We start from the raw sequence: 25,936 nt of genomic DNA on the forward strand, positions 1-25,936 counted from the left end.
AAGCGATTTGTCAACAAATCTCATGAGGATTCCAATGAACCCTCCGCAGCAGTTCGTCCGGCTCAATGCATTTATTAAATTGATGGGCTGGTCTCGATCGACTTATTACAACAGAGTTAAGGCGGGGCTTGTACCAGCCGCACGCACCAACGGTCCCAGAACGTGTGGCTACTTCGCGAGCGAAGTGACGGCCATCCAGCAGGCGCTGATGACCGACTCGTCCATGGAGGCCCACACGAAGTAACCAAGCCAGCGAATGTCGCTCAAGCGGGCCAAGCAGCCAATCGGCGTTGGCCCGCCCATTTCCCGACAACCGCGGCAGCACACAACACCGAGTCCGCTGCCGCCGCCGCCTCACCGGTCATTAGTTTAATCACACCTAGCGCCGTTAGTTAGACGGCAAACCTACCTCGTCGCGACCTTGTTCTTGGATACCGCGCGATCGGCCGGGGCAAGACGCACCTCAGACCATTCAACACAGCAACAACATGCCCCACCATCTCCCCGACAAGAGCGCCACCCAGGCATCTATTCCTCCGACTGAACACGGCGCCCAGCATCATGGCAGCTGACGCCACGACACCACCTTTCGCGGAAAGCGGCGTGCTGATGTTCGCGTACACCACGCCTCTCCCTGTCGGCTATCTCAACGCATTCTCGACTCAGCAGGTGCGCACCGGAAAACCGATCGCTGGTGTACCGATCCAGCGCAGCGCCGTCAGAACGTTGTACGCCGCCCGCAATCGCATGCGGACCCAGTTCGAGGCTCAAGCTGCCTTGTTTCCTGTCCCTGCAGATGCGGCCAAGCACACGTTTCGCCATCTTGGCGAGCGCGAGTTCGATTGGGCGCGCAGCGAGGGGCTGTTCAGCGCAATCGCCGGCACCGAGCCGGGCACGGCAAGGGCGATGATGCAGCGCGTCCCCCACCCGATCCCTCCGCACATGCTCGAAGGCATCAGTCGGCTGAACATGGAGGCTAAGCGCAAGGACGTCTACATGCTGATGTTTACTCATTTCGACGACGAGGCCGATGCCATTCGATTCCGGGATGCTACGAGCGAGTTGTTTGATGTCGCGGTCTGCGAGCACGACCCTCTTTTTCACACGGCTTTCTCGATCCACAATTCGACGACGGAATCGGGGCTTCTCGTCGACACCCAGCAGGACATCTTGGTTCAAGTGCGCGCCGAAGGCCAGCACCACCGCTTCTCGACCGAGGCCTTCATCGCGGCACAAGTCATTGACCGCGTGATCTGGAAGATGCGCTGCGACGGCGCTTCGCTTGACAAGATCGCCAGCGTCGTGGGGCTGAACAAGTCAAGCGTCAAGCGCCGTCTCGACAAGATGCGCACGCCTCGTCCGGCCGAAGTCAGCGACAACTGGCGCAAGACCTACGATGGTTCGTTCAACATTCCTCCCCGAGGCGGGCACATCTTCGACAACCCGGCCGAAGACTAGCTGGAGCGCTTCCTCGCAGAGCCGGGCCTTCCAGCAGGCTCGTCCCATCGGCACCTTCCACTGCCAGCTGGTGCCGATCGGCCTGGCAGGGATTGAGGCCACCACGGACGCCGCGCCTTCTCTACTTCAGTAACTCCCGGTGCTGGCCTGGAACAGCGTTGCGGCATACCGCGCACTACTGTGCAACACGCGCAACGTGCGCAACACGCGCAACACGCGCAACACGCGCAACACGCGCAACGCTGCCGACCGGCCAACCCCACCGTCGACTCAACAAGAATCGATCATCACTATGTTCAAGCCCACTCGCGTCGATGCGTTCGATCACGTCAAGTTTCGCCTCACCGGCCCTCTTTCGAAGAAGCAAATTGCGAAACTGAAGCCGCATTGTCACGAACTGACTCATGAAGGCGTCAGCATTCACTGTATGCCCAACTCGCCCTATGTCTTGGAGGTGAGTCAGCCACATGCGACCTTCTTTCGCGTTCTTCGGCAAGAAGCCGGCACCGATATGGGGATCGAGCCCGCCGGAGCTGAAGTGGCCAGAGACTACACGACGCGCTCCCGTCTCGAAGCCAAACGGATGCTGCGCTACTTCCTTCAGACGGCCACGCTGCGCCATGGCCCGAAGAAGATCAAGCAGTTCAAGTCGACCATCTACTACGGCAGCCGCGAACGCAACCGCCGTCTGGCCCTTTACGCTGACAAGCCGTCGAAACTGTCGACCTCATCGAAAGGTATGCCCTGCCTGCACACGGAGATTCGACTGAAAGGGACCACCGCTTTGCGCGATCAAGGTCTTGGCACGCTGGATGAATTTGACAACTTCGACTTCAACGGCTTCTGGTCCCGGAATCTACGTTTCTGGGATTTTGGTACTCGCAGCACGCTCGGCAAGCTCTTGGGCAAGAAGAAGTCGATCAGCGACGAATCCGCGCGTGCACGCGTTCGCAGGATGTTTCATTCCAAGCACTACCTTGTGGCCGACAAGTTTGTGCTGCAGAAAGTGTTGATCAGATATCCCCAGATCATGAACGCACTTGAGCGAATCAACACCAAGGCCTGGGAGAGGCGAGCACGTGATGCCGCACTGGAGCAGTTCGTTCCGGGCAAGCTCTGATTCCCTACTGGTTTAGGTATTGCCTTTATTTATTTCCTGTTTGTACTCGGCATCGAAAACACAGCTTTCTCTGTTCTTTTCGATGCCTTTTCTTCACTTTCTTCTTGCTGAGGACACGGCAAAAACACTACAAAACACACTACAAATTTTGTCTGCTTCTCCTCCCCCTCCCCTCTTCAGTACACGCAAAAGTCGATCAATACGGCTTCCATACAGCCCAACACGAATCCGTAATCTCTGCCTGTCGGCAACGGTCAAGATATGAAGAAAACCAAGCTTTCCAAAGAGGCTCGGCGTATCGCCCAGTCCACCAGCCGATACGTTGAGGTTCAGGCGTGTCCGGGCAGCGGGAAGACCACGGCAGCCACTGCTCGTGTCGCCCATCTTCTGCGGGCGAACCGAGCAGCCGAGGTGTTGGTGCTGTCGCATTCGAACACCACGGTCGACAATTTCAAGGCTCGCCTCCGTGATTTGGGTCTTGGCGATCATGCCGGCATCACGGTCCTTACCTGTCACGCCTGCGCGCTCCGGACCGCTGGCGGTGGTATTTCGGTTCCCACGGGCCTGGAGCGCGAGGCCTACGACAAGATGCTGCGCCAAGGCACAAAGGCCGTGAAGAAAGACGGATCAGATTCCGTACAAGCCGACCACCTGATCGTCGACGAGTATCAGGACTGCAGCGCGCTTCAGCTCAAGTTCATCGTGCAGTTGGCTCGCCACGTTCAATCGGTGGTGGTGCTGGGGGATCGCCAGCAGGTCCTGTACGGATTCGCTGGCGTCGCCTACACGCCACTGGAATCGCTGATCAAGGACGTGACAACTCTGCCCCTGTCCACCTCGTTCCGCTTGACCCGGCAGACCGCTGATCTAGCCCAGGCGCTTTCCCGGCCAATGGGCGGAGGGATCATTACCACCGAGACCACGGGCAAGATGCCGAGGTATCGCCGCTCGGCCGATTCAACGGCGATGGCCAAGCGCGTGGCCGCCAGTATCCGGAAACTGGTAGACACCGAAGTATCGCCGTCCAGCATCGCCGTGCTGGGGCGCAACCGGTCGACCGTCCGTCCTGTGGCGCTGGCGCTCCGATCGGCCGAAGTGCCATCCACGCTGCTCGGAGCCGGCGATCAGCTGGGCGAGCGCCTGTTGGAGCTGATTCGGGTGGTTGAAGCTGTCGAGCAGCATCTTCCCGATCCTTCGGTTGCCACCGGTAGCGGTGCCGGCGTGCGCGAGCGCCGGGCGCGTTATCGTGATCTGCTTGGCCTCGCGCTTGAAGACGTGATTGCCGAAGACGACCCGACACGCGCATTTAGCTCGACAAAGTGGAAGGCCTTTGTGTCTGAAACCGCCAAGGTGGCGGCCACCCAGTCCCGTCACCTGGAAACACGCTACATGGGCTGCGTGCGGGCCTACTTGCGCCTGCGCGGCGGCGTCCGGGCCGACAAGGAGCTGCGCAACTACCTGAACGCTTGGCAACCCATGTGCCGGGCGTTTGGTTCCGCAGCCGAGTTGCACGCGCGCGCTGTGCAAGATGTAGCGGGCGATGCGGTCACCGTTACTACCATCCACCAGGCCAAGGGCATGGAATGGGACTACGTGTTCGTAGTCGGGGTCACGGACGGCGTGCTGCCAGACAGCCGAAGCAAGTCGAAGGCGCAGTTGGACGAAGAACGGCGGATTCTGTACGTGGCGGTAACGCGCGCGCGTCAGCGCGTATACCTGCACCAGGCTCCGATATGGGGCCGACACGCGCGCCAGACGTTCACCAAAGAGTCGCGCTTCATGACCGGCAAAAACGTGAGAGCCGTGCTTCAGAAGTGAGTAGCCTTACCTTGGCGAGGGCAACGGAATCCGGCCTCTCTCGTTCTTCACAACCAATCACCCCTAACCTACGAACCGATTCTCGTTGTGCCAACGCAAGTAGGCTTCGCCGGGCCTGTGGTCCGGGTGTTCTGGCAGCCGAGACAGCGGCTGTCCGTGCAAACGGTAGTAGGCCTTGCCGTTGAACCATTCTTCGCGAATCCGGGGACTGACCTCGATGCGATGGTCCGGCGTGACAGTCACCAGACCAATGTCGAATAGCTTGTGAAAGTCGGAGCGCAACAACAGTCCGTTGGCGGGATCGTGCGGACCGCTTTCCGCATAGGGCTGGATGTGTGCCGCCTCCAACACGGGCAGGGTGGATTCACCCGTCAGCGCGCACCGGCGCTGGTAGGCATCTGTGACCAGCACGCGGAAAGCGCCTTGTCCGAGCCTGGGGCGCACTGGTATCGGTGCGCCATATCGCTCCGTCAATTCAGGCTCGCCGGCTCGCAGTGGCTCATTGAATAGAGCCATTAGTCTCGACTGCACCTCGGCCCAGAGTTGAGCTCCTGGTGGTTCGGCCGTGTCGTAGTACCGCCCGCGGACGATGTTGGCGGCAAAGTCGATCGGGTCAGGGATCCAAGCTTCACGCGTCCAGAAGAAGGGTTGTGCGAGCACTGTGCAGCCGATCTCGGGGTCCCTCACCGTGGGATCGACAAGCAGGCTGCGGATCATCTTTTCGAAAATGCCGCGCTGCGCCGCGCCGTTTTTCGGCCCGAAGGCCTCCCAGGCTATAGAGAGTGGCAGCGATGTTGACTTCACGAAATAGCCGCCGCCCGCGATGTGGTGATAAGGGCGTTTGAGCTTGAACAAGAACGGGGTGCCCGGTTCCAGCGCAGCGTAGGTGGCAGCGCCTCGGGGCTGCCAGAAGTTGACCTCGTCCGGGGCCGACTGGCTCAGAAAGTTGAACCAGGCATTGTCCGTTACCCCAGCCCAGAACTTCATTCTCGATTCCCGATTACCACGTTCGAGCCTTCGCTGAAGCGCATACGGTGATATTGCAGGTAGCCTGTATGCTCGGGAGCCAGCCAACGCAACCGCATGGGGCGGTCGAGGCCGAGCAATTCGCCATCGCGGGCTGCGATCGAAGGCGAGACAAGCATCCGGCCCGTCTCGTCAAAACTGATTAGGAATCGATCGAATAGCGCGTCGAGGTGAGCGCATAAGAGGAACCCGTTGAAGACATCGAGCCGTTCACCATCGCTGGCGCAGTCCGCCCAGGGCTTGGCATGGCTGGCACGCAGCACTGCCGGAATGTTCACCTTTGTGATCGAACAGGCGCCGCCCCAATAGCCCAGCATCGCGGCGCGGAATCTATCCTGCCCCACCCGCTGGCGCACTAGACGCTCCACCTCGGTACCACGGCTACCAGCGGGGAGATTTTTCAGCGCTTCCGCGACTTCAGCCTGGTAATCCTGCTCCGCCTGGCTGGGCAGTGCCTGCGACAGGTTGGCAGCGCGGCGCAACAGCAAAGCCAGACCTGCCACGGTGGCAACATTGAACGAATCCACGGATGCCGCAGCGCCCCCTTCGAATGTGCGATGCAGTTCCGAAAGCAATGCAGGGGAAGCCGGTTGAAAAAGGATGTTGAAACCGCCACTGTGTGGCACCGATACCAACGCGCAGGCTTGATGGCGCGCTGAAGCCATTGCAACCACGGCGGGCTCTTGCGCCAGCACATGCTCAAAGCCGTTGTCGTGGCCGGCTTTCTCGATCAGGGTGCGTTGCAGCGGATTCATCGTTGTTTACCGCTGCTTGAATCCACCCGATTCCATTCAATGGCGCGCTTGCGCCAATGCGTCTCAATGGCCTGCGCGAAGTCAGATCGAACAAGCTTCGCTCTGGCCTCGCACCATTGCTCAGACTCACGACGAATGACCACACCCTCCAGCGGCCCACAGCGATAGCGGCTGGTGGTTGTTGCCACCAATTGCTCCAGCGCAATAGCGGTGTACTTTCCACGCGCCACTAGGGGCACTGCGGCCAATTCTGCCGAGGCCGCTAGTACATTTCGGCGTGAACTGCTCCAGAAAAGCCCTGCGCGTCGCTCATACACATCAAACAGCAGAAACCAGTCCGGCAATGCAGCATAGTCCAGCGAATGGCGCGCGGCGCACCACTCGCCAAACAAGATGATGTCGGGTGTCAGAATGCAGTGCAGTGCGTCACCATGCTGGGCAAGCCATGCGGGTAGCCGGGCAAACTGCCCGGCATGGGGTTCGGCTAAGTACTGCCCACGGTTCTGCGCTCGCAGACTGCCATCGGGCGCAAGCGAAAAGCCGAGATTGGCACCATCAAGCTTTTCCTCCACCACCACGTCGCCGGCTAGTAAGGTATGGACCTCGGCAAACGAAAGCACCTTGTCATCGCGCGGATCGCCCTGACCGAACCAAGCCAAGTGTGGGGTGTGAGGGAAGCGGAAGAAGTTTCCATCCATAGCATTCAGCCCGGTAGCTGGGGGGCCGGTTTTGCAGGGAACTTCTTGCCATAGAACGAGCAGGCGTCAGCCGCGCACAAAAAATCGACTTCAATTCCCTTTATCCGCAAGGCTGGCCACCAGTCCAGCCATTTGCAGTCTGCCGCTTGCCAGATCGTGGGCTTATCCGGGTGAGCATGGGCCACGGCGGCAAACTTCCGATCCGGTGCATCGAACATTGGTTCCAGCGCGGAGTCAGGGAACTCGGCGAAACAGTTTTCAGCAGTTTCGTTCACCGTGACTTGTTCCACCAGCGCAGAGCCCGATTGCCGCAGCAGCCATTTCAGGAAGACATCCCCAACGCCCTTGGGCGGATTGAGACTGGTTTTGTGCTGGTACTCACCTAAAATTCGAAAACCATCGTCGATGACGGTAACTCCCCTCTGTTGCATGGTCTGCAGCCGCTTGACACATTCAGCGACGCATTCAGGAGAAACATCTGCATGTTGGCCGTTGGCGACCAGGAGCACGTTGGTATCGATCACCGCTTTCACAGAGCACCGCCTTGCTGGCTGAGCTCTTTCTTGCGTCGCATTGCCGCCAGGGTGCGACCTGCGATGTCGGCCATCTCGTCGCCGAAGAAGTGTTCGGGCCAGTTTTCGATCTCGCCAAACATGTTCAGTCGCAGCGGCTCCAGCTCAGTGGCTGAGCCTGCGCGGCGGCAAAAGTACACCGCCACATCTTCAGGTTTGACTACCCCTTCGGCGACTCGGCGCTGCAAGCGGTTCAAGAAATGCTCAGAGTGACTCTCCACAATCAGCTGCACGTTGCGCGGCTTTCCGCCTTCACGAGCCTGAGTCGCGGAAATGAATACGTCGGCCAACTCGGCCTGAACTTGCGGATGCAGATGGATCTCAGGTTGTTCCATCCATACGGTGGAATGCGGCGGGCAGTAGAACGCTTGCACCAACGCAGGCAGCACCTGAGAAATTCCAAAACCAACGTCAGTGATTTTCACCTCGGGTGCTTTGGCGTGCGTCTTCACCAGCACCTCGTATTCCTTGCGGCCCTCGGCCACCGGACGCACAGAAAAGTCGTGTATGACGCCCAGATCTTTGAGCCACGCCGCAATAAACTCGGCAAAGCCTTTGGTGTGGTGCCCGACCTGGCGGTTGAGTCGTCGGCCTTCACCTTGGGCCGCCAAAATGGCTGCCACCGCGTACTCGCCCATTTGCCCGACGCTGGCTGGCGTATCGCCTGACCACTGGTAAATCCGCTGCGGATGGCTGCGCAAAGGCCCCAAGTAAGAAATGCGCTCTAGCATGGCCTCGGTAGCCAGCGCGAAATCCGCCAGAAAACCGGCGTTCTTGTATCGTGCCATGCTGATATCGGACAGTCGGTAGAACTTCTCGGGCTCTTCCAACGGCCATTTGCGCCCGTCGGCCATCTTGAAGCCGTAGTGGTCAGAAGTCAGGTTGAGCTTGCGCTTCTCGTCGCGCTCAAGCGCAACGTCGAGTACCTCGTTGTCACCTGAAGCCAGGGCGTAGCGTAGTGCCTGAACTTCCGGTTGCTGCGCTTTGTTGGCGGCCAGCGTCACATTCAGGTGCATGTGATCGCCCTCGTAACGAGACTCGATCTGTAATGGATCCCGGATCTCCATGGTCTTGGGCAGGAGCCAGCCAAGCTCAAAGGAAAGCGACTGTTTCAGATCGTGCCCATGCAGGCAATCTGTGAACGTGCCCAAGTCGATCAGTGACGAGGCATCACCCAGATGCAGCGCGCGCTTGCGATCTGTGGAGCGTGCCGTTTGTTGCAATGCCAGGAGCAGGTGGCCCAAGCTGCTCTTGCCCGCGCTGTTGGCGCCGAAGAGAACGGTGAGCGGAGCCAAGCGAATCGGTCCTGTATCTTTCCAGGCCTTGAAGTTCTTGATGTGCAGGTGAGTAAGCATTTATGCGATTCTCCTGGGTCCGATTTTTCTCTGCGGTGGACGTGCCAGTAGTCTGTGCGCGCTCCAGTTCCTCACGTCAACGGTCTCTGCTCTGCACCCACGCGGCGGCGAAGCAGAAGACCGTTCTCGCTGTCCGAAGAAAGCCTGAGACGCTCAAAGGGCTTGAACGCCTCGGCGGGCTCTGTCGAGGTGGTGACGATGTACTGGAAGGCATCGCTTTCGCCCGATGCCACGTGGCCCAGCAGAGCCCACAGCATGGACTCGCTCATCTCCGCCTCTCGCGGCGAGTCATGCAGAAGGAAGCCCGGATGAAGGCTTTCCGGAGAGGTGCTATCGATCAGGCAGGCAATGTCTCCGGCCAGTATTTCGAGCACCTTGAAGGTCGTCGAGTGCATGGGCCCCATCTGGAACGGGCGGTTGCGGTGCTTGTCGTCATCGCTGAGCAGGCCCCAGTGAAATGAGGGGAGTGACTTGGCGACAGACTGCATCGCGGCACTGATGACCTGGCGGCGCCCTTTCACGGCGTCGCGCTCTTTGTCGAGCTGGATTTGAAGCTGGCTATGGCGGCGCTGCGTCGATTCCAGTTGGCGCTCCAGCGTCGCGATCTCCGGTGAGGATGACTTGCCTGTGGCGATGTCTTCATAGAGTTCATAGTCCTCGATGGCATCGCTGAGAAGCTGGTCGGCGGACAGGGACTGTGCATGCCTCGTGGTCAGCGCGGCATCCCGCTGGTCGATGGCTGTCAGTTGCTCATTCATGGGGACCGCTTCGGTCTCCAGTTCGGCCAGGCGGCGACGCAGGGGCAGCAGCTCGCTTTCAAGCGTCTCTTTGGCGCGCTGATGCTGTGTGATGCGTTGTTTTCGGTCAATCTGCGTCTGCTCGATCCGCGTCATCACGTGACTGCAGTCCCTCAGCAAACGGTTTCCTGCATCGCAGCGGGTGGGTAGCTGTTGCTGTAAAGACGATGCCTCTTTTTGGAGCCTATCTACCTCTTGTATGTCACCGTCCGCCAACGCTTCCATTTGCTTGATCTCATTGGTCAGAAGATCGATGCCAGCTTTCAGAGGCGCACGCTTTTCCATCCATGCCTGGCGCCGCGCCGCGAACTCTTGCCGCTCGGCATCGATGGTCAACAGTTCCTGTTGATAGGCCCCATGCCGCTGCTTGGCGATACCGATCAGATTCGGATGTTCAAGCAAACCATCTTGCCGGAACGGCGTTTGGGCTGAGACGTTCAGGCGGCGGGCCAACTGACGGCGAACGTGTTTCAGCAAGCGCCCGGGCTCCTCGCGCAGCGCTTGCAAATTTGCTTTGTGCTTTTCCAGCGCTTTGGCTGTGCCGTCCAGCTCGCGCAAAGTGGCGCCATCGGGCAGCAGGCCCAGCACGATCTGCATCAGCGCAGCAGGTGATTTGGCGGGCCAACTGAAGCCGGAGCCATCTGCGCGCCACTGGTAATAGTTCTGATAACGGGCGTTCTGATCGCGTGAGCACCAGGCCAGAATCTGATGCCATTCGATGGACTGCTTGGACCCCGGCAGTTTCTGTACGGGCAGTATTTCCACCAGATGCCGCCGTAGCGCGGCCTGGTAGGCGGCGAATTCATTCTCAGCGCCATTGGCGGCCAGTTGCTGCCAGTCCGCCGTGCGCGATGCGCGGTAGTGCTTCTGGTGCAGCCACGGCTTGACCACTGTCCAGGTTTCACCACCCACGTGCACACGCGCGGCGACAGCGCCCTCTTTCAGTTCGCGGCTGTGCAACAATTCATCGCGCAAGGTGGAGCCATCGGACCAGAGTGGGTCATCCAGCACAAAGCGTAGCAACTGACAGAACGCAGTTTTGCCCACGCCGTGCCCGGAGCTGCCCGTGCCTGGTGGCGACACGATCAGGTTCAGCCCACGCCGCAAGGGGATTTCGCGCAAGGGCTGGGTAGCTGTGAGCGAGTCCAGCAGCCACAGCGTTTCCACCCACAGACGGGGCTTAACCGAGTTTAGTGCAGAGATGCTGACGTCGCTCATAAGACTACCCCTGCTTGCGTAACTCGTGGGACTGCACGGCCGATGTCGAACCGGCCAGCGTCTCTTTCAGCGCCGCCTCCCTCCGATCGCGGGCCTGGATCAAAGCGGTAGCCAATGACTGGGTGCGGTGATCGCCAATGACGTCGGCCAGCGCCTCCGGGTTGCGGATGGACAGGGGCGCGGTGATAGGAATGCCCAGCAGGTCATGCAGCCAGCCACGCATATGCCCCCAACGCTCCGTATTCACGGGTGCCAGCCAGGAAGGCAACACCTCGACGGATGGTATGTTGTTGGGCAGCGGGGCCAACAGGATGAGCCGAAGGCGGCTGTCGTCGCACGGGCCGGCCTGTATGAGTACATCGCACACCAGGCCCGCCAACCAATCCTCGGCTTCGGAAGCCGGTGTGCCGCCCTTCAGATAGATAGGCAGCGGCACGGTGCGCCGCACCGGCTGGGGCGCCGGAATATTGACAGGGGGTTGCGCTCGCAGAGCGTCCCATGCCGCCAACACGAGCCTTTGCGTGCGGTATTCGCCCAGCTCGCGTAGCTCCTTATTCTTGAGCACGCGGAAGGTTTCGCTGGGGTAATCCTCGCCCATCACATCGGCGGGGTCGAGGATGTAGCGCAGTTCGTCTTGGGTGAGGCCGTAGAGCTTGGCGTAGTAGGCGTCGAGTTCGGCGCGTAGGATGGCGCGGCGGTCCGCATCGAAGGAAAAGGGCGGGCCGCCGTAGCCCAGGTCTTTGGCCCAGTCGACTAGGTCGTGAGCAACGTAGGTGAGTTCGAGTACCCGCGGGACGATATGGGCGAGATCGGCTTCGGTGTATCGGTCAGGGGGCAGGACAGGAAGCTGCTTGTAAATGAAATAGTTCATATGCGTGCCGCCCGTCTTGTGGCGAGCCACGAAGTCGAACACCAGCGCATCAAGGTTTCCCAGCAAGGCAGCAAACGGCCGCGAATCTTCACGCTCGGCAAACAACATGAGTGGCAATTGGTTTCCGACCCCTACCACCGGCATCACCGACGCAATCACCGTGCGTTCGTTGGTGGCATTGGTAATGTCTCGCCAGCCCATCAACCAGCCGTGCTGCGAACCCTTGTCGCTCAGGCGCTCTTCCACTTCACTGCGGTTGACCCAGTAACGCGGGGCGACGGTGAAATCCGCCGAGGCTTTTTCAATGGCGGTGACGTCGCGGCTGCCGCCATCTTCCGCGTAGGTAGCCCAGCGGTGGTCGAACTGGTGGATGAGCTTGGCTTCATAAAGCGGTAGGCGATTGAGGGCAGGCGCGTCCTTGAACAGGTGGCTGTCATTCGACATGTGCAACATGGCCATGAACGAAATGCCCCACGGGTTTTGCGCGGGCCTCACGGTCATGGCCTGCTTGCCCTCGCCTGCGATCACAGCGTCACGCATCAGCACTGGCGCGGCGCGATAGAGTTTCTTAGTCAGCTCCGCGTCGCGCTCGCTACGGAACACCGGGCAGGTCAGCGTGTTAGGGTTGATTAGGCGGAATTCGTCGGGCGTGAGGGCGAAGCGGCGGCGCGGGTCGGTTAAATCCTCAACAGACAACAGGTAATGCGCAAGATCGGCAGGGCCATCCGTTGCACCTATCGTCACGAGAGAAAACGGCGTGTCTGGATGAACCGAAGGGAAAATTCTTCTGGCGTTGTCGAAGCCAAATAGAGAAATCAGTTTCTGGTTGTTCACCAAGAACTGGAAGAATCTTTTCGTAGTGTCGTCGGTAGCAATGCCGGACGGAACGATGAAACCTCCTCGCCCTGTTGTTGAATGAATCTGCGAGATGGTCTCAGCAAACAGTGCATAGGTGTTCACATCCCCTATACCTGTGAGCGGATAGCGGCCACCGTCTTCTTCGTTGACGTGGGCAAACAGGCTGGCGGCTTCTGCGGTGCGGCGTGCGCTGATGAATTCGCGGTAGATACGCTGCTCGGCCTCGTCCTCGTGCGCTTCATGCGCCAACTCGGGGTAGAGGTGGCGCGCCAGCATGCCTTCGCCGAGCCACTGGATGCGCTGGGCACGCTCGGCCTTGTTGCGGGCATCAAACACGTCGCGATGGCGGGTGGCGAAGAATTCTTCCTCCTGCAGCTTGATGCGTTCCCACGGCGGATTGGCCAGTACGCAATCAAAGCCGCCTTGCGCGAACACTTGCGGAAAGGCCAGCGGCCAGTGGAACACGCGGGCTTCTGCGCAGGCTTGTTTGGCGGCGGCCAGCGCGGGCTGCTGGTCGGCGGGTAGTGCGCTGCCCAGCAGGGTGAGGTAGAGCGTGGAGGTGGTCGGGATGGCCTGGGCCATGCCTTCGGTCTTGGGCAGCAGGTAGGCGCCTAGCAGCAGGTCGGCGGCCAGGGCCAGGTGGTGGTTGCGTGCGTGGCGCAGGTATTGGTCCCATGCATTGGCCTTGGCGGCGATCTGCTGGGTGCTGTCTTCGGGTAGGGCTTCTAGCGCTTGCAGTTCGGCTAGGCCGCTGGCGTTGTCGAGGTGCAAGCGACTTTGCGGGCTGGTGCGCTCGACGTTCAGTTGCTTCAGTGCGTGGGCATTGGCTTTGGCCAGTTGCTTGCAGATGTCCTTGTCGTCGCCGCTGAGGGGCTTGAAGGCCTCCTTGGCAATGCCGCGTTCCAGCGCATGCAGGTCGGTCAGGCCCAGCAGGGCGTCGCCCACCTGCAGGTGGTGTTCGAGAAAGCCCAAGGGGCGGCCTTCCTCGTAGCCCTCCAGCCACAGGGCCATGCGCGCGAGTTCGATCGCCATGGGGTTGCGGTCCACGCCGTAGATGCAGTGGGCCACCACTTCGCGCAGGGCATGACGGTAGTCCTGCGGCTTGATGGAGCCTTCCTGTCCGCCTTCGAGGCTACGCAGCTGTGCCAGCTTCTCCGCCAGGCGGCGGGCGGCGGCAAGCAGGAAGTGGCCGCTGCCGCAGGCGGGGTCGATGACGCGGATAGCCAGCAGGGCCCGCACGGGATCTGCGGGCTGGGCGGCCAGGCGCTGGTCGATGACGGGATCGAGCGCGCTGTAGATGAGCTGCTGTACCAGACTGTCGGGTGTGTAGTAGCTGCCGGTGAGCTTGCGGTCATTGCCGGCCACGGTGCTGGTGGTATTGCCTTCTGCATTGAGGCCGATGAAGCCGAAGCGGCGCGCAGGCAGATCGACTTCAGGTACGAGTTCGAGCAAGCTCTCGTACACGCTGCCCAGTTCTTCGGTGCCCATGTTGCGATAGTCGATGGGAGCCAGCGGCGCGCCGGGCTGCCTGGCCCAGCGCAGGCTGTGCATGGCGGCCAACAGGTCGGCGTTGCTGAGCTGGGCGGCGTCAAGCGCGGGGCATTGCGTAGGGGCGAACAGGCCACCCAGGGCGGGCAGGCCCAGGCGAGGTTGTCCGTGGGCCAGACCTTGGAAGACGATCTTGACGCCTTGCCAGAGGTCGTCGAAGCGGTTGCGGGCGCGGCGGCGCAGGGCCAGGTCGCGCAGGCGGGTGAGGGCGTAGCCCTGGGCGTAGGCTTGGGCTGCGGCGTGTTTGGCGCGCAGCGTGGCTTCGTCGTCGCTGGGCTGCGGGGCGCTGGGGATGAGGGCGCGCTCTTCGACGCTGAAGACGAAGATGAAGCGGTAGATGAGCCGCAACAATTGGGCGTAGTAGGCGTCCTTGCCCAGGCTGCCGTCTTGCAGGGCCTGGCGCAGAACGTTGTTGGCAGGGTGCTGCACGAAGCCCTGGCCCAGGGTGATGAGGGCTTGTGTGACGCCTCGGCGCAGGCCGTTGCGCACGCGGGTGCCTTCTTCCTGCCCGGCCTCGCGCCAGGCTTCCCATGCCAGCGGTGCAGAGCTGTCGTCAGTGCCCGGCAGCAGGCCGGCGCGGCTGGCGTGCAGCAGGCGCCAAGCGTAGGCGAATTCAGCCAGGCGCTGGCCGGCCAACAGGTCTTGCAGATCGATGTCGAGGTAACTGGGGCGCGTGAGGGTGGCGGCGTCACGCAACAGGCGCAAGGTTTTGCCGTTGCTGACCAAGGCCCAGTGGTGGTCGGGGCTGGCGTTAAGCAGTTCCTGCGCGAGCTGGAAGGCAGATTTTTTGCGGCTGCCGCTGTTGCCGCCGTCAGCGTGATGCACGGCGAAGCGGGGATGGGGTTCGTCCAGCCCCAGGGTGTGTGGGGCCACCACGATGGGGATGGCGTGGCTGAGCGCGCCTCCCGCGCCCGCCGGGCCGGTGGCCAGGTGGGTAATGGGGTAGTGCCGGTCGCCCACGGTGAGGCCAGCGCTGGCTGCTACCACAGGGTAGGCCAGTGCGTCGTGCAACAGTTCGGTGATGAAGCTGGCGCTGGCGTGCTGGGCGGGGACGTCGGTGCGCTCCAGCAGCGGGGCAAAAGCACGCCATTGGGCGCTGGCGATCTGGAAAGCGCGGCTGTATTCGTCCTTGAACTTGAGGCCCTTGGGCAGGCGGTAGTCGGCCTCGGTCTGCAGGCGGGCCAGGCCGAGGGCGGCTTTTTCCAGCACATCGGGCAGGAACAGGCCGCCCTCCAGCCGCAGGGTGGGCAGGTTGAGCGTAGTGGCGTGGCGGCGGACGCTTCTCATGGGCGTTGGTAACGTGAGAACGGTTGGGTGCGCGGCTTCTGGTGCATGGCTTCGTTTGAGCTAAAGGGCATCGGGCAGCAGCACATAGACGCCCATCACATCCAGGGGCAGGCAGGGGTTGACGCTGTACTGGCCCACGTCACGTGCGGCTTCGCGCACGCGGCGGTGGTCGGCCAGCAGGGCCTGGGCGCGTTCGTGGGCCAGGGTCTGCAGGCGTTCGGGGTGGGCGGACAGAAATGCCAGGGCTAGAGCCACTTCGCGCGCCATGGCATCGCGCGGCAGGTTGCCGGTGGGTACGCATTCCAGCAACTGTGCCGTGGTGTCGTCGCTCAGCCATTCGGGCTGGCTGCGGCCGCGCACGGCCAGGGCGATGGTTTCCTCGGCCATCAACTGGTAGGGCTGGCGGCGGCGCACGTAGCCCAACTGGTGGCGCAGGCGCAGCAGCACGACAGTGGTGACCACGTCCACCGCATCGGTGATGGTGGCGGCGCAGCGTGCGGTGATGACCGATTCGCCTTGCAGGGCGGTTTCGAGCAGGTGATCCGCCAGCACGGTGACGAGCGGGTGGCTACGGTGCAGGTCCGCGAAGTCCAGGTCCAGCGTGGTTTGCATAGCCTTTATGGCGCCTTCGGGCACCAGGCCATCGTCGGCCAAGCGCTGGCGAAGGGCTTCGGGCAGGTGCTGGGTGGGCAAGCGGTAGCGGGTGTTGCCGTCGTTGCGCCGAGCGGCTTCCAGCGGAGCGCCCAGGCGGGCGCAGGCGCTTTGCACGAAGCGCAGCACGTCTTGGTTGCTGCCCAGGGCGGCTTGCTGTTTTTGCCATTCGGGCAGCACTTCGTCGGGCCGGATGCGGCGCTGGGCGAATACGGTGCGGTTGGCCTTGGCTTTTTCGAGTGCGTCGGTCCACTGGGTCTGCAGGGGGGCGAGCAGTTGCTCGGCATCGCCGAAGTCGAAACCACGCTGCAGACTGTCGGAGGAGATGCGCCTCACCAGTGCGGCTTTGACGAGTGCCTGGTTGATGCGCTGCTTGTCTTCGGGCATGGGCACGAGCACACCCAGTTCCTTCTGGATCGCTTCGCCCTTGCGCAGGATGACGTTGAGCACGAAACCATCGACCGGGTTGTCGTGCCCGTAGAGCATGGTGCAGCGCACTTCGGGGGCCTGCTGGCCAAAACGGTCCACGCGCCCTTCGCGCTGTTCGTGGCGGGTGGGGTTCCAGGCCAGGTCGTAATGCACCACGGCGGTGAACAGGTGCTGGAGGTTGATGCCTTCGGAAAGGCAGTCGGTGGCAATGAGGATGCGGCCTGCCGGGGCGTCGCCGCCTTCCTCCATGCTTTCGACGCGGTCGCGGCGCTCTTCGGGGCTGAGTTCGCCGGTCACCACTTCCACCTGTGCTTGGGAAAAGTGCCTTTTCAGTTCACCGGTCACATAGTGCGCAGTGGCCACGTAGCGGCAGAACACCACGGGGGCGAAGCCGTCCTTCAGCAAGCCGTCCAGGTGGTCGATCAGTGCAGCAAGCTTGGGGTCGCCAGCTTTGCCAGAGAGGCGTTGAGCTTCGGCGATCAGAGCCTGGAGGCGGTTGGTGTCCTGCTGCGCGACATTCCACTGGCCAGCGGGTTCCAGATCGTTACCGACCAAGTCGTCGGCCTGGCCGTCGTGCAAGCGTTCGTCGTCCAGCGGATCGTCGAGTGCGTCATCGGATTGAGCCTGGGCGAAGTTGAGGCTTTTGCCTTCCAGCCGCGTGGTGAGGGCCTTGACGGCGGCAGCGGGCGACGAGGCCACGCAGCGCAGCATGGCCAGCGTGGCGTACCAGATGAGGCGTGCACTGCCCGGCTGCTGGCTTTGCTCCACGGCTTCGGCCATTTCGCGGCAGTAGCTTTGCACGGCATCGAAGAAGGCGCCCCAGTCGCCGGTGAGCTGGTAGGTCAGTTCGGTTTTCATCCGGCGAGCAAAGCCCCGGCCGTCTTGGGTTTCTGCCTGCCATTCCACGATGTCCTTGCGGCGACGCTGCACGAAGTGCCGGGCCAGTTTCTGGCGCAGCGGGTCGTCGGCAGCGGTGCGGGACTGCAGCCGGGCAAAGGCAGGGTCGAGCAGAGAAAGCAGGTTGTAGAAGGCGACTTCATCGCCCGAATGGGGCGTGGCCGTGAGTAGGAGCAGATGGCGTTCGGCGTTTTTTGCCAGTCGTTGAAGCAGCTCAAAGCGCAGTTGCTTGCCCGTGCCGCTGCTGGCGCAGGTGTGGGCTTCGTCCACGACGATGCACTCGGGTGCAATGGAAAGGAAGTGCTCGCGGTGGCGCTCGCTCTTGATGTAGTCCAGACTGACCACGACCACGGGGTGGTGGTCAAACAGGCCTACACCGTGGGGCAGTGCACCTTCGATGCGGCTTGCGCTGGCCGAAGTGAGCGCAACGGCCTGGAGATTGAAACGGTTTTGCAACTCGCCCTGCCACTGCTCCACAAGGTGAGGCGGACAGAGCACGGCCAAACGAGTGATTTCGCCGCGGTCCATGAGTTCGCGCACGATGAGGCCAGCCTCGATGGTCTTGCCGATGCCCACATCGTCGGCGATGAGCAGGCGCACGGTGGTCAGGCGCAAGGCCATGAGCAGGGGCACCAGTTGGTAGGCACGGGGCTCCACGGCAATGTTGCCGAATGAGCGGAAGGGGCCGCCTCCCGAGCGCAGCTTGAGGCGCAGTGCATCGCGCAGCAGCAGCGCAGCCGCATGGTTGCCCGCTTGCTCGGGCTGAGGCCAGGCAAAGGTGGCTGGTTCTACCGGCGTGAATTCCAGCTCCGGAATGAGGGTGATGGCGTCTTCGTCTGCACCGCCCAGGGGGCGCAGACGCAGCAGATCTGCACTGTCGTCATGGCGGGTATCAGCAAGGATCACCCATTCGCGCCCACGGGCGCGCACCAGGTTGCCGGGCATGAAGTCGTGGGTCGCAGTGGTCATGCGGATGGCTTAGCTGAAAACATGGGGATAGCTGGCGAACTGTTCAGGCCAGTGCTGGGGGTTGGACATGTCCAGCACGGCTTGGCCTTTGTCCACCAGGGCCGCCACTTGGGCTGGGCTGGGCGGAGCCAGGACCACCACCGTGCGCGCGGCCTTGTATTGGCCTGCTACGGTGAGTTCGCCGCCCAGTGCAGGCACTTGATACTGATCGGGCTCGCGGTGACTGCCGGCGCGCAGAGCTTGCTGCCATTGCATGAAGAGGTCGCCATGGCCTGCGCCAGGATTGGGTTGCATGACTCCGTTCGCCGTTGGCGCTGCGGCGCAAGGAGGCTGCTCTGGTTCCGCAGGCGCCACCTGCGCATTGGCCAGGGCCACGAGCATTTCAATGGCCTGGGCGTTGCGGCGGTTGATGTGGTTGTGGTCGGGCTGGTTGAAGTACGACAGCAGGCACTGGTAACAGCCGGCTTCGCAGATGCTCTGGCCGTGTTTGTTCTTGTGTTCCAGAGCATCCAGGCCTTCGACCGTCCAGGGGCCGGTGGGGGTATCGTGGTGCATCAACCGCAGTGCGGCAGCGGCAACCTGAGCCATGGCTCCCGGCTCCGTGGCCAGGCGCGTGAGCACGCCCGCACCGCCTTCGGCAGCCTCATAGAACAGCAGAGCCTTGCGGTCGTCCTGCTTGGGCAGGGATTCGGCCACGAGTTCGGACTCTTCAATCTGGAAGGTCATTTCAATGCCGCGCTTGAGCGCGGCCTGCAGCGTGGCCATGGCCTCCATGTCCAGGGGCATCCTGGGGGAGAGGATGAGGATGTTGCGGTGATCCTCCACGAACGGCACGATTTGCTGGTTGGGCACCTTGTCCAGTAGGTCGCCTTCGGGTTCGGCTCCGTCTGTGGTGGCACCAGGCTCGTCCTTTTTGCTCCACTGTCCGGTGATGGGGTTGATATAGAAGCCGAGCTGCTCTTTGTATTTGCGACGGCGCCAGCCACGGTTGATGCGCCAGATTTGCGCCGCCGGGGCATAGGTCAGCGCCGCGAGGACGTCGGTTTCGCCGCTGCCACCCGCGCCGCCTAAGACGAGAGACTTGTGCTGCGCGATCTTGCCCTCGGGGCCGGGCAGGAAGCGGTAGGTGGTTTGCAGTTCGAAGCCCTGGCGCTGACGGTCTTCGTCATTGATGGAAATGCGCTCGACCGGCACGGTTTCCACGGTTTCGATGCGGTACAGGTTGCGCACCCAATCGAGGTCGGTGAGAAGGGCCTCGCAGTTCTCGCATGTGTTGTGGTGGGGTTCGGTGCCGTTCTCCTCACCCATGTGTGCGTAGCCGCACTGGCTGCACACGCGGCTAGCCACTGTGGCGAGTGTGCTGTTGCCTGAGATGTGGTCGGCTGAGCCTACGTTGAGCTTGGCGCGCACCACGCGGTACATGCGACCCTGGTGGTAGATAAGGCTGCGTGGCCCGAACTCGGACAGGGCCAGGAAGCGCGGGCGGCTGACCATGCTGCCTTCGTCGTCCTTGCCTTTGGCTGTGGTACCGCCTTTGGCGGGTATCCAGGCCATGAGCGGCAGGCGTGGGAAGTTGTAGCCGGGCAAGAAGCCCTGGCTGGCAAGGTAGCGGTAGGTGTAGAAGTCGGCGTTCTGGCCATTGCCCGGCTTGAGCAGTACGGCGTACTGGCGGGCCGCGTCGCCATAGCGTCGCTGGGCATTCTGCTTTTCGGCATGGGTGGTGGTGTAGCTCTTGACCACCTGGTCGGCCATGTCCATCTGCTTGCGCGTGGCGTCCACGAGCACGCGCCAGCGTTGCAGGGCGGCATCGAAGTCTTGCGCTGCACGCTGAATGGCTTCTTCCACAAGGTTGGAAGAGAACCACGTGCTGCCTTGCAGCACCGGGGCGAGTTGGGCCATGAACGCATGGGCGCTTTGCAGGGCGCGTGCGTGGGCTTCGGGCGCCAGGAGCTTGTCACGCAGGGCGCTTTGCAGGGGCTTGCCTGGCTGCTCCAAATCCAGCAGTGGGCCTATGCTGGTGTCCAGTTGCACCTGAAGGGCCGCGAGCCATACAGCGTGCAGATGACTTTCGACCAAGTCCCGATTGGCCAGGTCCAGCGTCGGTGGTCTGACGATGCCATGCACCATCTCGGTGGCATGGTGGAAGAACCATTGGTCGTGCGGACTGAGGGCCGCGCAATACGTGATGACCAGCGCCTGCTGGCCTGAGCGCCCGGCACGGCCGCTGCGCTGGGCATAGTTGGCCGGGGTGGGCGGCACATTGCGCAGGTACACCGTGTTCAGGGCCGAGATGTCCACGCCCAACTCCATGGTGGGTGAACAGAACATCACGGGCAGGCGTTCCAAGGGCGCCTCATGGGCGGGGTTGTCTGACCAGTCGCGGCGGTCTTTGTCTGTGTAACGGAAGCGCTGTTCCAGCAACTGGCGGCGGGTGGCATCCACCTGAGCGGTGTGCTCCTGGGCCTCGAAGTCGAACAGCGCATGGCCCTGCTGGCGTAGGGTTTGGGCCAATGCCAGGTACAGGTTGCGGAAGAACCGGTTGTGCTTGCCGTCTTCGGTGGCCTGTGTCTCCTCCACTAGCAGCCAGTCCATGGACGATGCGTTGAGACGCCAGCCAACGGTTTGCTGGTCCACCTCGGATCGTTGAACGTAGCCGTGGTCCTTCGCAGCCTGGAGCAGATGTTCCAGAAGTTCGACCCACTGCGGCTCTTTCCAACCCTTGATCAGGGCCGAGGCACCGTCGCTCTTCCAGAAGTCCGCGGACTTGATGTCTTTCAGCAGGCGGGAGCGTGACCCGCCGGGAACCAGGTCGGTGCGGGGTTTGCCTTTGTACTCGGGACGCTTGGTCAGGATCAGGTATCTGGCGGTCTCCAGGTTTTCATCGGCCGCGAAGGCCCAGCGTTCATTCAAGTGCTGGTGCGCCGTGGCTCTGGCTTTTTCCTGTTCCACCGAATCCAGGTAACGGGTTTCCAGGCAGAGGTGGCGCCGCATGTGGTCGAACACCGTTCGCGCCAGAGAGGCCCGTTGGCTTGGCTCGATGGTGGCGAGTACGGAGCGACCTGTGAATAGCTGGGATTCCTGTGAGAACTCGTCCAACGCACGATAGGCGATGGAGAGCAGGTTCAATTGGTCGAGATTCGGATTGTTGAAGCGCCAGCCACGCCGCAGATCGCGCAGCAGACGGTAGCCAATGATGAAGCGCATGGTGCGCTGGGCATCCTGGCGTGCGAGGCCCATCAGCTTGGGGGTGCGCAGATACTCAGCCAGTGTGGCGAAGTCGGTCTGGTCGAAGCCCAGCGCCTTGAAGACCGCATCCGCGAGCATTTCCTCGGTGAGCACGCCGTGGTGGTTCTGCAGCGCGCCAATGAGGGCTGAGCGCAGGGTGAGCAGAAACACGAAGTCGTTGAAGTGCCCGGCTTGCAGCGCGGCGTCCTGTCGGTTGTCGGTGAAGCCAAGAAGCTTGCGCGGATCGGGCTGGCCGGCCGGGATGTCCTTGATCGCAAAGAGTTGCCGGAGGGCACTCAGTGTCAGGATGGTCGTGGCCGAGGATCGACCCTCCCCCGACAGGCTGGCCAATCGGTTGATGTCCTTGCCGTGAACTTCATGAGTTTGGCCGCAGTTCAGACAGAAACGGAACTTGCCTGGAATGAACCAGTACTCCTTGCCCTGGCCTTGCACAGTCTGCAACCCCTGCGGTGTGACGCGGACATCTTCCGGGATGGATTTTCGGTAGGTGCTTTTGACCTTGGGTTCGGCCTTCGCCAGATCCAGCCACGCTTCGGGCAGATCTTCAATGTTTCCACGGTAGGTCTGACGAATGTCGGCCGGACACAGGAAGCCGTAGCGCGCGTTTTCGTCGTCGTCCCCAGAGATGTCGTCGATTTCTCGGGGGGCGTATTCCACCTGCGACTGGCCAGAGCGCCACACCGGGTGATATTCCTGTCCGCAATCGCGGCAGAAGTGAACGGGATAGAGCTGCGTGCCTTCCTCCTGCCGCCCCGGCGCGTAGCGCTGGGCATCCAGCGCGATGTGGCGCTCGCCTTCGGCTTCCAGGGTGGCCAGCACCTTGCCTGGCCCGCTGATGAACTGGTGGAGCTTGAAGGCAAATGGCGCACGGCCCTGCACTGTTCGTACAGCATGTGCGGCAACCAGAAAACGCTGAAGCCCGGCGCTCGCTTCTTCAAAAGTGCATTGCGCATCACCAGCCAGCCGCAAGGCGGCATCGCGCAGTGTCATGGGTTTGGCGCGGCGGGGCGGTTCGTTGGTTGGCAGTTCAATTCCAAGGTTCAGCTCAACCCACACAGCTAATGGGTCATCACTGAAGGCTGCGAAGTCCGGCCAGTGATGAACTTCTTTTAATAGCGCCGGCTTGAGTAGCGGCTTGACGGCAGGAATGCCTTTGCCTGGGTTCGTGACCCGCTCCAGGGTTTCGCCGATGACGTCGTTTTCAGAAATGTGCGCGCCAAAGAGCAGGCTGGCCACATCGGCAACAGTCTGGTTTCTGTCAGCCTGAGTGCCCGTGGACGACATGGTGGCGGAAGTACCGATGCACACCAGTTGTTCGGCCTGCAGGCGCTCGCGCAGCCGTCGTACGAGCAAGGCCACGTCGGCGCCTTGCCGGCCTCGATAGGTATGCAGTTCGTCGAGGACAAGGAATTCCAGCCCTGCGCAATGCTCCACCACCTGCCGGTCCACCGCCTCAAATCGGGTCAGGATCAACTCCAGCATCATGAAGTTGGTGAGCAGGATGTCTGGCGGGTTGCTGGCGATTTCCTGCCGCTGCGTAGCGCTTTCCTGGCCGGTGTAGCGTGCGACTGTGAATGGCTTTTGATCTTCCGGGTAACCGTGCAGGAACTTGTCTAGTTCTTCCAGCTGGCTGTTGGCCAACGCATTCATGGGGTAGATCACGATGGCTCGAGTGCGCTTACTTGGGTCAGCTGCCTTGGCTCTCACGATGCGATCGATGATCGGGATGAAGAACGAAAGCGATTTGCCCGACCCTGTACCGGTAGTGACTACATAGCTTTGCCGGCTCTGGGCCTTGGCTAGCGCCTGCAGTTGGTGCACATACAGATGCAGATCTGCTGCCGCTCCCTCAGTCTTGCCCACCTGGAAAATATGCGCGCAATCGGCATGCAGCATGCCTTGCTGTGCCAATTGCTGAACTGTGGTGTCGCGTTTGTAGTTGGGGTTGATCTGGATCAACGGCTCAGGCCAGTAGCGGCCACGGGCATATTCCTGTTCAACCGTGCGAAGGATGTCATCGGATGCAATGCGGCTGAAGCTGCGGGAGAAGCTGCTGTATTCCGCGATCAGTTGATCTCTAAAACTGAAGACGTTGTCCATCGTTAGCCTCCTTGTTCTTCTTGGTGGCTGCTAGATGGTGCATCGGACGACGACGCGAACTCATACCAGACCCCCCGGCCAGCCCCGTGTTGCGCGAGATGGCCACGTTCCACTAAAACACGAAAATGCTGCTTGAGCGTGTTACGGTTGCCGGCAGTCAGCCGGATCGCATCGCCCATGGTGATGCGCCCATGCTCCCGCGCGAACTCGACGATGTGTAGCGAGAGTTCGGGCAGTGCGGCGAGTACGATCTTCTCGCGCTCCACTTTGCGGCTGAGGCGACGAACCTGCTCCGCTAGCGCGCGTAGAAAGAAAATGAGCCAGGGCTGCCAATTCGGCGATTCCATACGGATGGTCCCCCGCGTCTGCCGCAGCGCCAGGTAGTAAGTCTCCTTGCTCTGCTCGATCACACTTTCGAGCGAGCTGTAAGGCACGTAGGCATAGCCAGCCTGTAGCAACAGCAAAGTAGTTAGGACCCGGCTCAAGCTGCCATTGCCATCTTGAAAGGGATGGATCTCCAGAAAGATCACGACCCAGATACCGATGAGCAGCAGGGGATGAAATCGTGCCGCATCGCGCTCTTCGTTGAACCAGGTGACCAACTCGGTCGTCAGGCGCGGCGTATCGAAGGGCGTCGAGGTTTCGAACACCACACCCAGTTGCTTGCCGTCTTCATCGAAGGCGACCAAGCTGTTCGTGGAAGTCTTGTAGTTGCCCCGGTGCCACGCGTCCTTCTCGCTATAGGTCAGCAAATCGCGGTGCAGCTGCTTGATGTGCTTCTCAGTCAGCGCGATGTCCTGCCAGGACGTGAACACTAGTTCCGTGACTTCGGCGTAGCCGGCCACTTCCTGCTCGTCACGAGTCGAGAAAGATTTGATCTGGAGGTTGGACAGCAGGCGCTCGATCTCCTGGTCCGACAGGTTGCTGCCCTCGATGCGGGTGGACGAACCGATGCTCTCGATGGCGGCTACCCGGCGCAAGGCCGAGAGCCGGTCCGGTGCGAGAGCGCCGAGCGCGCGCCAAGCCCCCTTGAACTCGTCGATGCTGGCGATGAGCTTCAGGATTTCGGGGGTGATCCGGACAGCATTGGCGGCGATCATTTCGCTCGATACTACATCCAATTACACCCAATATTTCCTAGTGCCAACTACCCTTTCTAGTTCGTACCCGTGCAGCCAAAATGTTGATTCGCATCGAAAAGTGATGCGAAGGCTCGTCAACTGCGGCGCGACAAGCCAGTGCCGTTGGATGCTGATATCGAGGCGCGCGACATATCAATGCAGGTTTGTGAGTTCTGCCATGGCCGTACTAAGAGACCTAGAGGACGTAAGGTTGGGCCCGCGGCGTACTCACGACCATCGTCAGATAGGCTGTCGGGTCACCCAAGCCGGGCCGACTACGCAGCCGGACGGTCAGGTGCAAGGCGCCCTCCCCTAACGCTTCGCCCAAGCTGCACCCCAGGCCGCGCACCACACGAACGGTGAGCTGGTACTCCGAAGGGGCCCACAGCACCAACACCGCGCCCAGCGCCTGCTCCAGCCAGACCCCGCGGTGCCTGAACTCCTCCAGAACTTGCACCATCGCCGCATCCAACTGCGCCGGCTCGTCCAGCGACTGCGTGAAAAGCTCTAACTGCACTTGGCCGAAGTCCAGGGTTTCGACAACATCCGAATGATCCCAGGCGGCCTCCAGGATCGAGAGCCCTTCGAGCACCGAACGTTGCAGCGCCACATAGAACCATTGCAACGGCGCGAGCCCTTCGAGGTCGACCGGGTCCGCGATGCCGATGCGCGCATCGATCGAATCACACAGGATGCCGAGCATGGAATCGCCGTCTGGTGGCGGATGATCATGGGCGCCGACCACGATACCAATGACATGAGCCTCCCGATCCCACATGCTCCAGACCAAGTGCATGGCTACCTCAATCTCGGCAGCCGTCATGTCAAAGCCATAGGCCAGGCAGAGGATGCGTGTGTCCTGAAGGTCAATCCGATCGACTATGGACTCTGCCGGCTCTCTGACAATATCGATGTACTCCGGTTGTTGCGCCAGCAAGTCCGCCAACGGGGTGTGCAGCGGCGCACCAATGCGGCTATGAAACTGCTGGACGAAGCGCTGACCGGTTGCGCCGATGCCGAACAGGCGGACGGCGGCGTTCGGCCCGCTATCGGCGGGCGTATGAAGTGTGTTCATGAGAAATGATTGCGCCGCGCTTGCGGAGGCCGGAGGCTCGAAACCCGAGCCAGCGCGCAAGTTGGCG

14 protein-coding genes and 1 pseudogene are annotated in these 25,936 nt (G+C 61.6%); 4 read left to right on the plus strand and 11 right to left on the minus strand.

The annotated features are described in order from the left end of the window. Nucleotides 1-82 precede the first annotated feature (82 nt). The 4 genes and pseudogenes from EJP67_RS34245 to EJP67_RS28120 all read left to right on the plus strand — a co-directional run. Nucleotides 83-130, plus strand: a pseudogene (locus EJP67_RS34245) (hypothetical protein); the annotation flags it as partial. 431 nt (nucleotides 131-561) lie between these two features. Next, nucleotides 562-1,458, plus strand: a complete 897-nt coding sequence (locus EJP67_RS28110) for a hypothetical protein (RefSeq protein WP_126025029.1) — start codon at nucleotides 562-564, stop codon at nucleotides 1,456-1,458. Between the two features lie 139 nt (nucleotides 1,459-1,597). Continuing rightward, nucleotides 1,598-2,578, plus strand: a complete 981-nt coding sequence (locus tag EJP67_RS28115; protein ID WP_126025030.1) for a hypothetical protein — start codon at nucleotides 1,598-1,600, stop codon at nucleotides 2,576-2,578. A gap of 261 nt (nucleotides 2,579-2,839) precedes the next feature. After that, nucleotides 2,840-4,396: a 3'-5' exonuclease gene (locus tag EJP67_RS28120; protein ID WP_126025031.1), complete on the plus strand. Its 1,557-nt coding sequence runs from the start codon at nucleotides 2,840-2,842 to the stop codon at nucleotides 4,394-4,396. Between the two features lie 63 nt (nucleotides 4,397-4,459). Here the strand turns inward: EJP67_RS28120 and EJP67_RS28125 are convergent, their stop codons facing one another. The 11 genes from EJP67_RS28125 to EJP67_RS28175 form a co-directional block, all read right to left on the minus strand. Then, on the minus strand, nucleotides 4,460-5,383 hold the full coding sequence (locus EJP67_RS28125; protein WP_126025032.1) for an HNH endonuclease: 924 nt from the start codon (nucleotides 5,381-5,383) through the stop codon (nucleotides 4,460-4,462). Next, the gene (locus EJP67_RS28130; protein ID WP_126025033.1) at nucleotides 5,380-6,177 is read right to left on the minus strand and encodes an HNH endonuclease; all 798 of its coding nucleotides are present in this window, start codon (nucleotides 6,175-6,177) and stop codon (nucleotides 5,380-5,382) included. Before EJP67_RS28130 ends, EJP67_RS28125 begins: the two co-directional genes overlap by 4 nt. Beyond that, complete coding sequence (locus EJP67_RS28135; RefSeq protein WP_126025034.1) at nucleotides 6,174-6,875, minus strand: RNA ligase family protein; 702 nt, start codon at nucleotides 6,873-6,875, stop codon at nucleotides 6,174-6,176. Before EJP67_RS28135 ends, EJP67_RS28130 begins: the two co-directional genes overlap by 4 nt. Before the next feature lie 5 nt (nucleotides 6,876-6,880). After that, nucleotides 6,881-7,408 (minus strand): hypothetical protein, encoded by a 528-nt coding sequence (locus EJP67_RS28140; RefSeq protein ID WP_126025035.1) that lies wholly within the window; start codon nucleotides 7,406-7,408, stop codon nucleotides 6,881-6,883. Then, the gene (locus tag EJP67_RS28145) at nucleotides 7,405-8,802 is read right to left on the minus strand and encodes a DUF3696 domain-containing protein (RefSeq protein ID WP_126025036.1); all 1,398 of its coding nucleotides are present in this window, start codon (nucleotides 8,800-8,802) and stop codon (nucleotides 7,405-7,407) included. Before EJP67_RS28145 ends, EJP67_RS28140 begins: the two co-directional genes overlap by 4 nt. Nucleotides 8,803-8,873: 71 nt before the next feature. Further along, complete coding sequence (locus EJP67_RS28150; RefSeq protein ID WP_206169565.1) at nucleotides 8,874-10,817, minus strand: coiled-coil domain-containing protein; 1,944 nt, start codon at nucleotides 10,815-10,817, stop codon at nucleotides 8,874-8,876. A gap of 4 nt (nucleotides 10,818-10,821) precedes the next feature. Further along, a complete protein-coding gene (locus EJP67_RS28155; protein WP_126025037.1) occupies nucleotides 10,822-15,381 on the minus strand; it encodes an Eco57I restriction-modification methylase domain-containing protein in 4,560 nt (1,519 codons plus the stop codon). Nucleotides 15,382-15,441: 60 nt separating this feature from the next. After that, a complete protein-coding gene (locus EJP67_RS28160; RefSeq protein WP_126025038.1) occupies nucleotides 15,442-18,327 on the minus strand; it encodes a helicase-related protein in 2,886 nt (961 codons plus the stop codon). A 9-nt stretch (nucleotides 18,328-18,336) separates the two neighbouring features. Next, a complete protein-coding gene (locus tag EJP67_RS28165; protein ID WP_126025039.1) occupies nucleotides 18,337-23,673 on the minus strand; it encodes a DEAD/DEAH box helicase in 5,337 nt (1,778 codons plus the stop codon). Nucleotides 23,674-23,675: 2 nt separating this feature from the next. Further along, nucleotides 23,676-24,773, minus strand: a complete 1,098-nt coding sequence (locus EJP67_RS28170; RefSeq protein WP_126025040.1) for a Fic family protein — start codon at nucleotides 24,771-24,773, stop codon at nucleotides 23,676-23,678. 217 nt (nucleotides 24,774-24,990) lie between these two features. Further along, the gene (locus EJP67_RS28175; RefSeq protein WP_126025041.1) at nucleotides 24,991-25,869 is read right to left on the minus strand and encodes a hypothetical protein; all 879 of its coding nucleotides are present in this window, start codon (nucleotides 25,867-25,869) and stop codon (nucleotides 24,991-24,993) included. Nucleotides 25,870-25,936 lie beyond the last annotated feature (67 nt).

The organism is Variovorax guangxiensis, from assembly GCF_003952165.1.
Classification (GTDB): Bacteria; Pseudomonadota; Gammaproteobacteria; order Burkholderiales; family Burkholderiaceae_C; genus Variovorax; species Variovorax guangxiensis.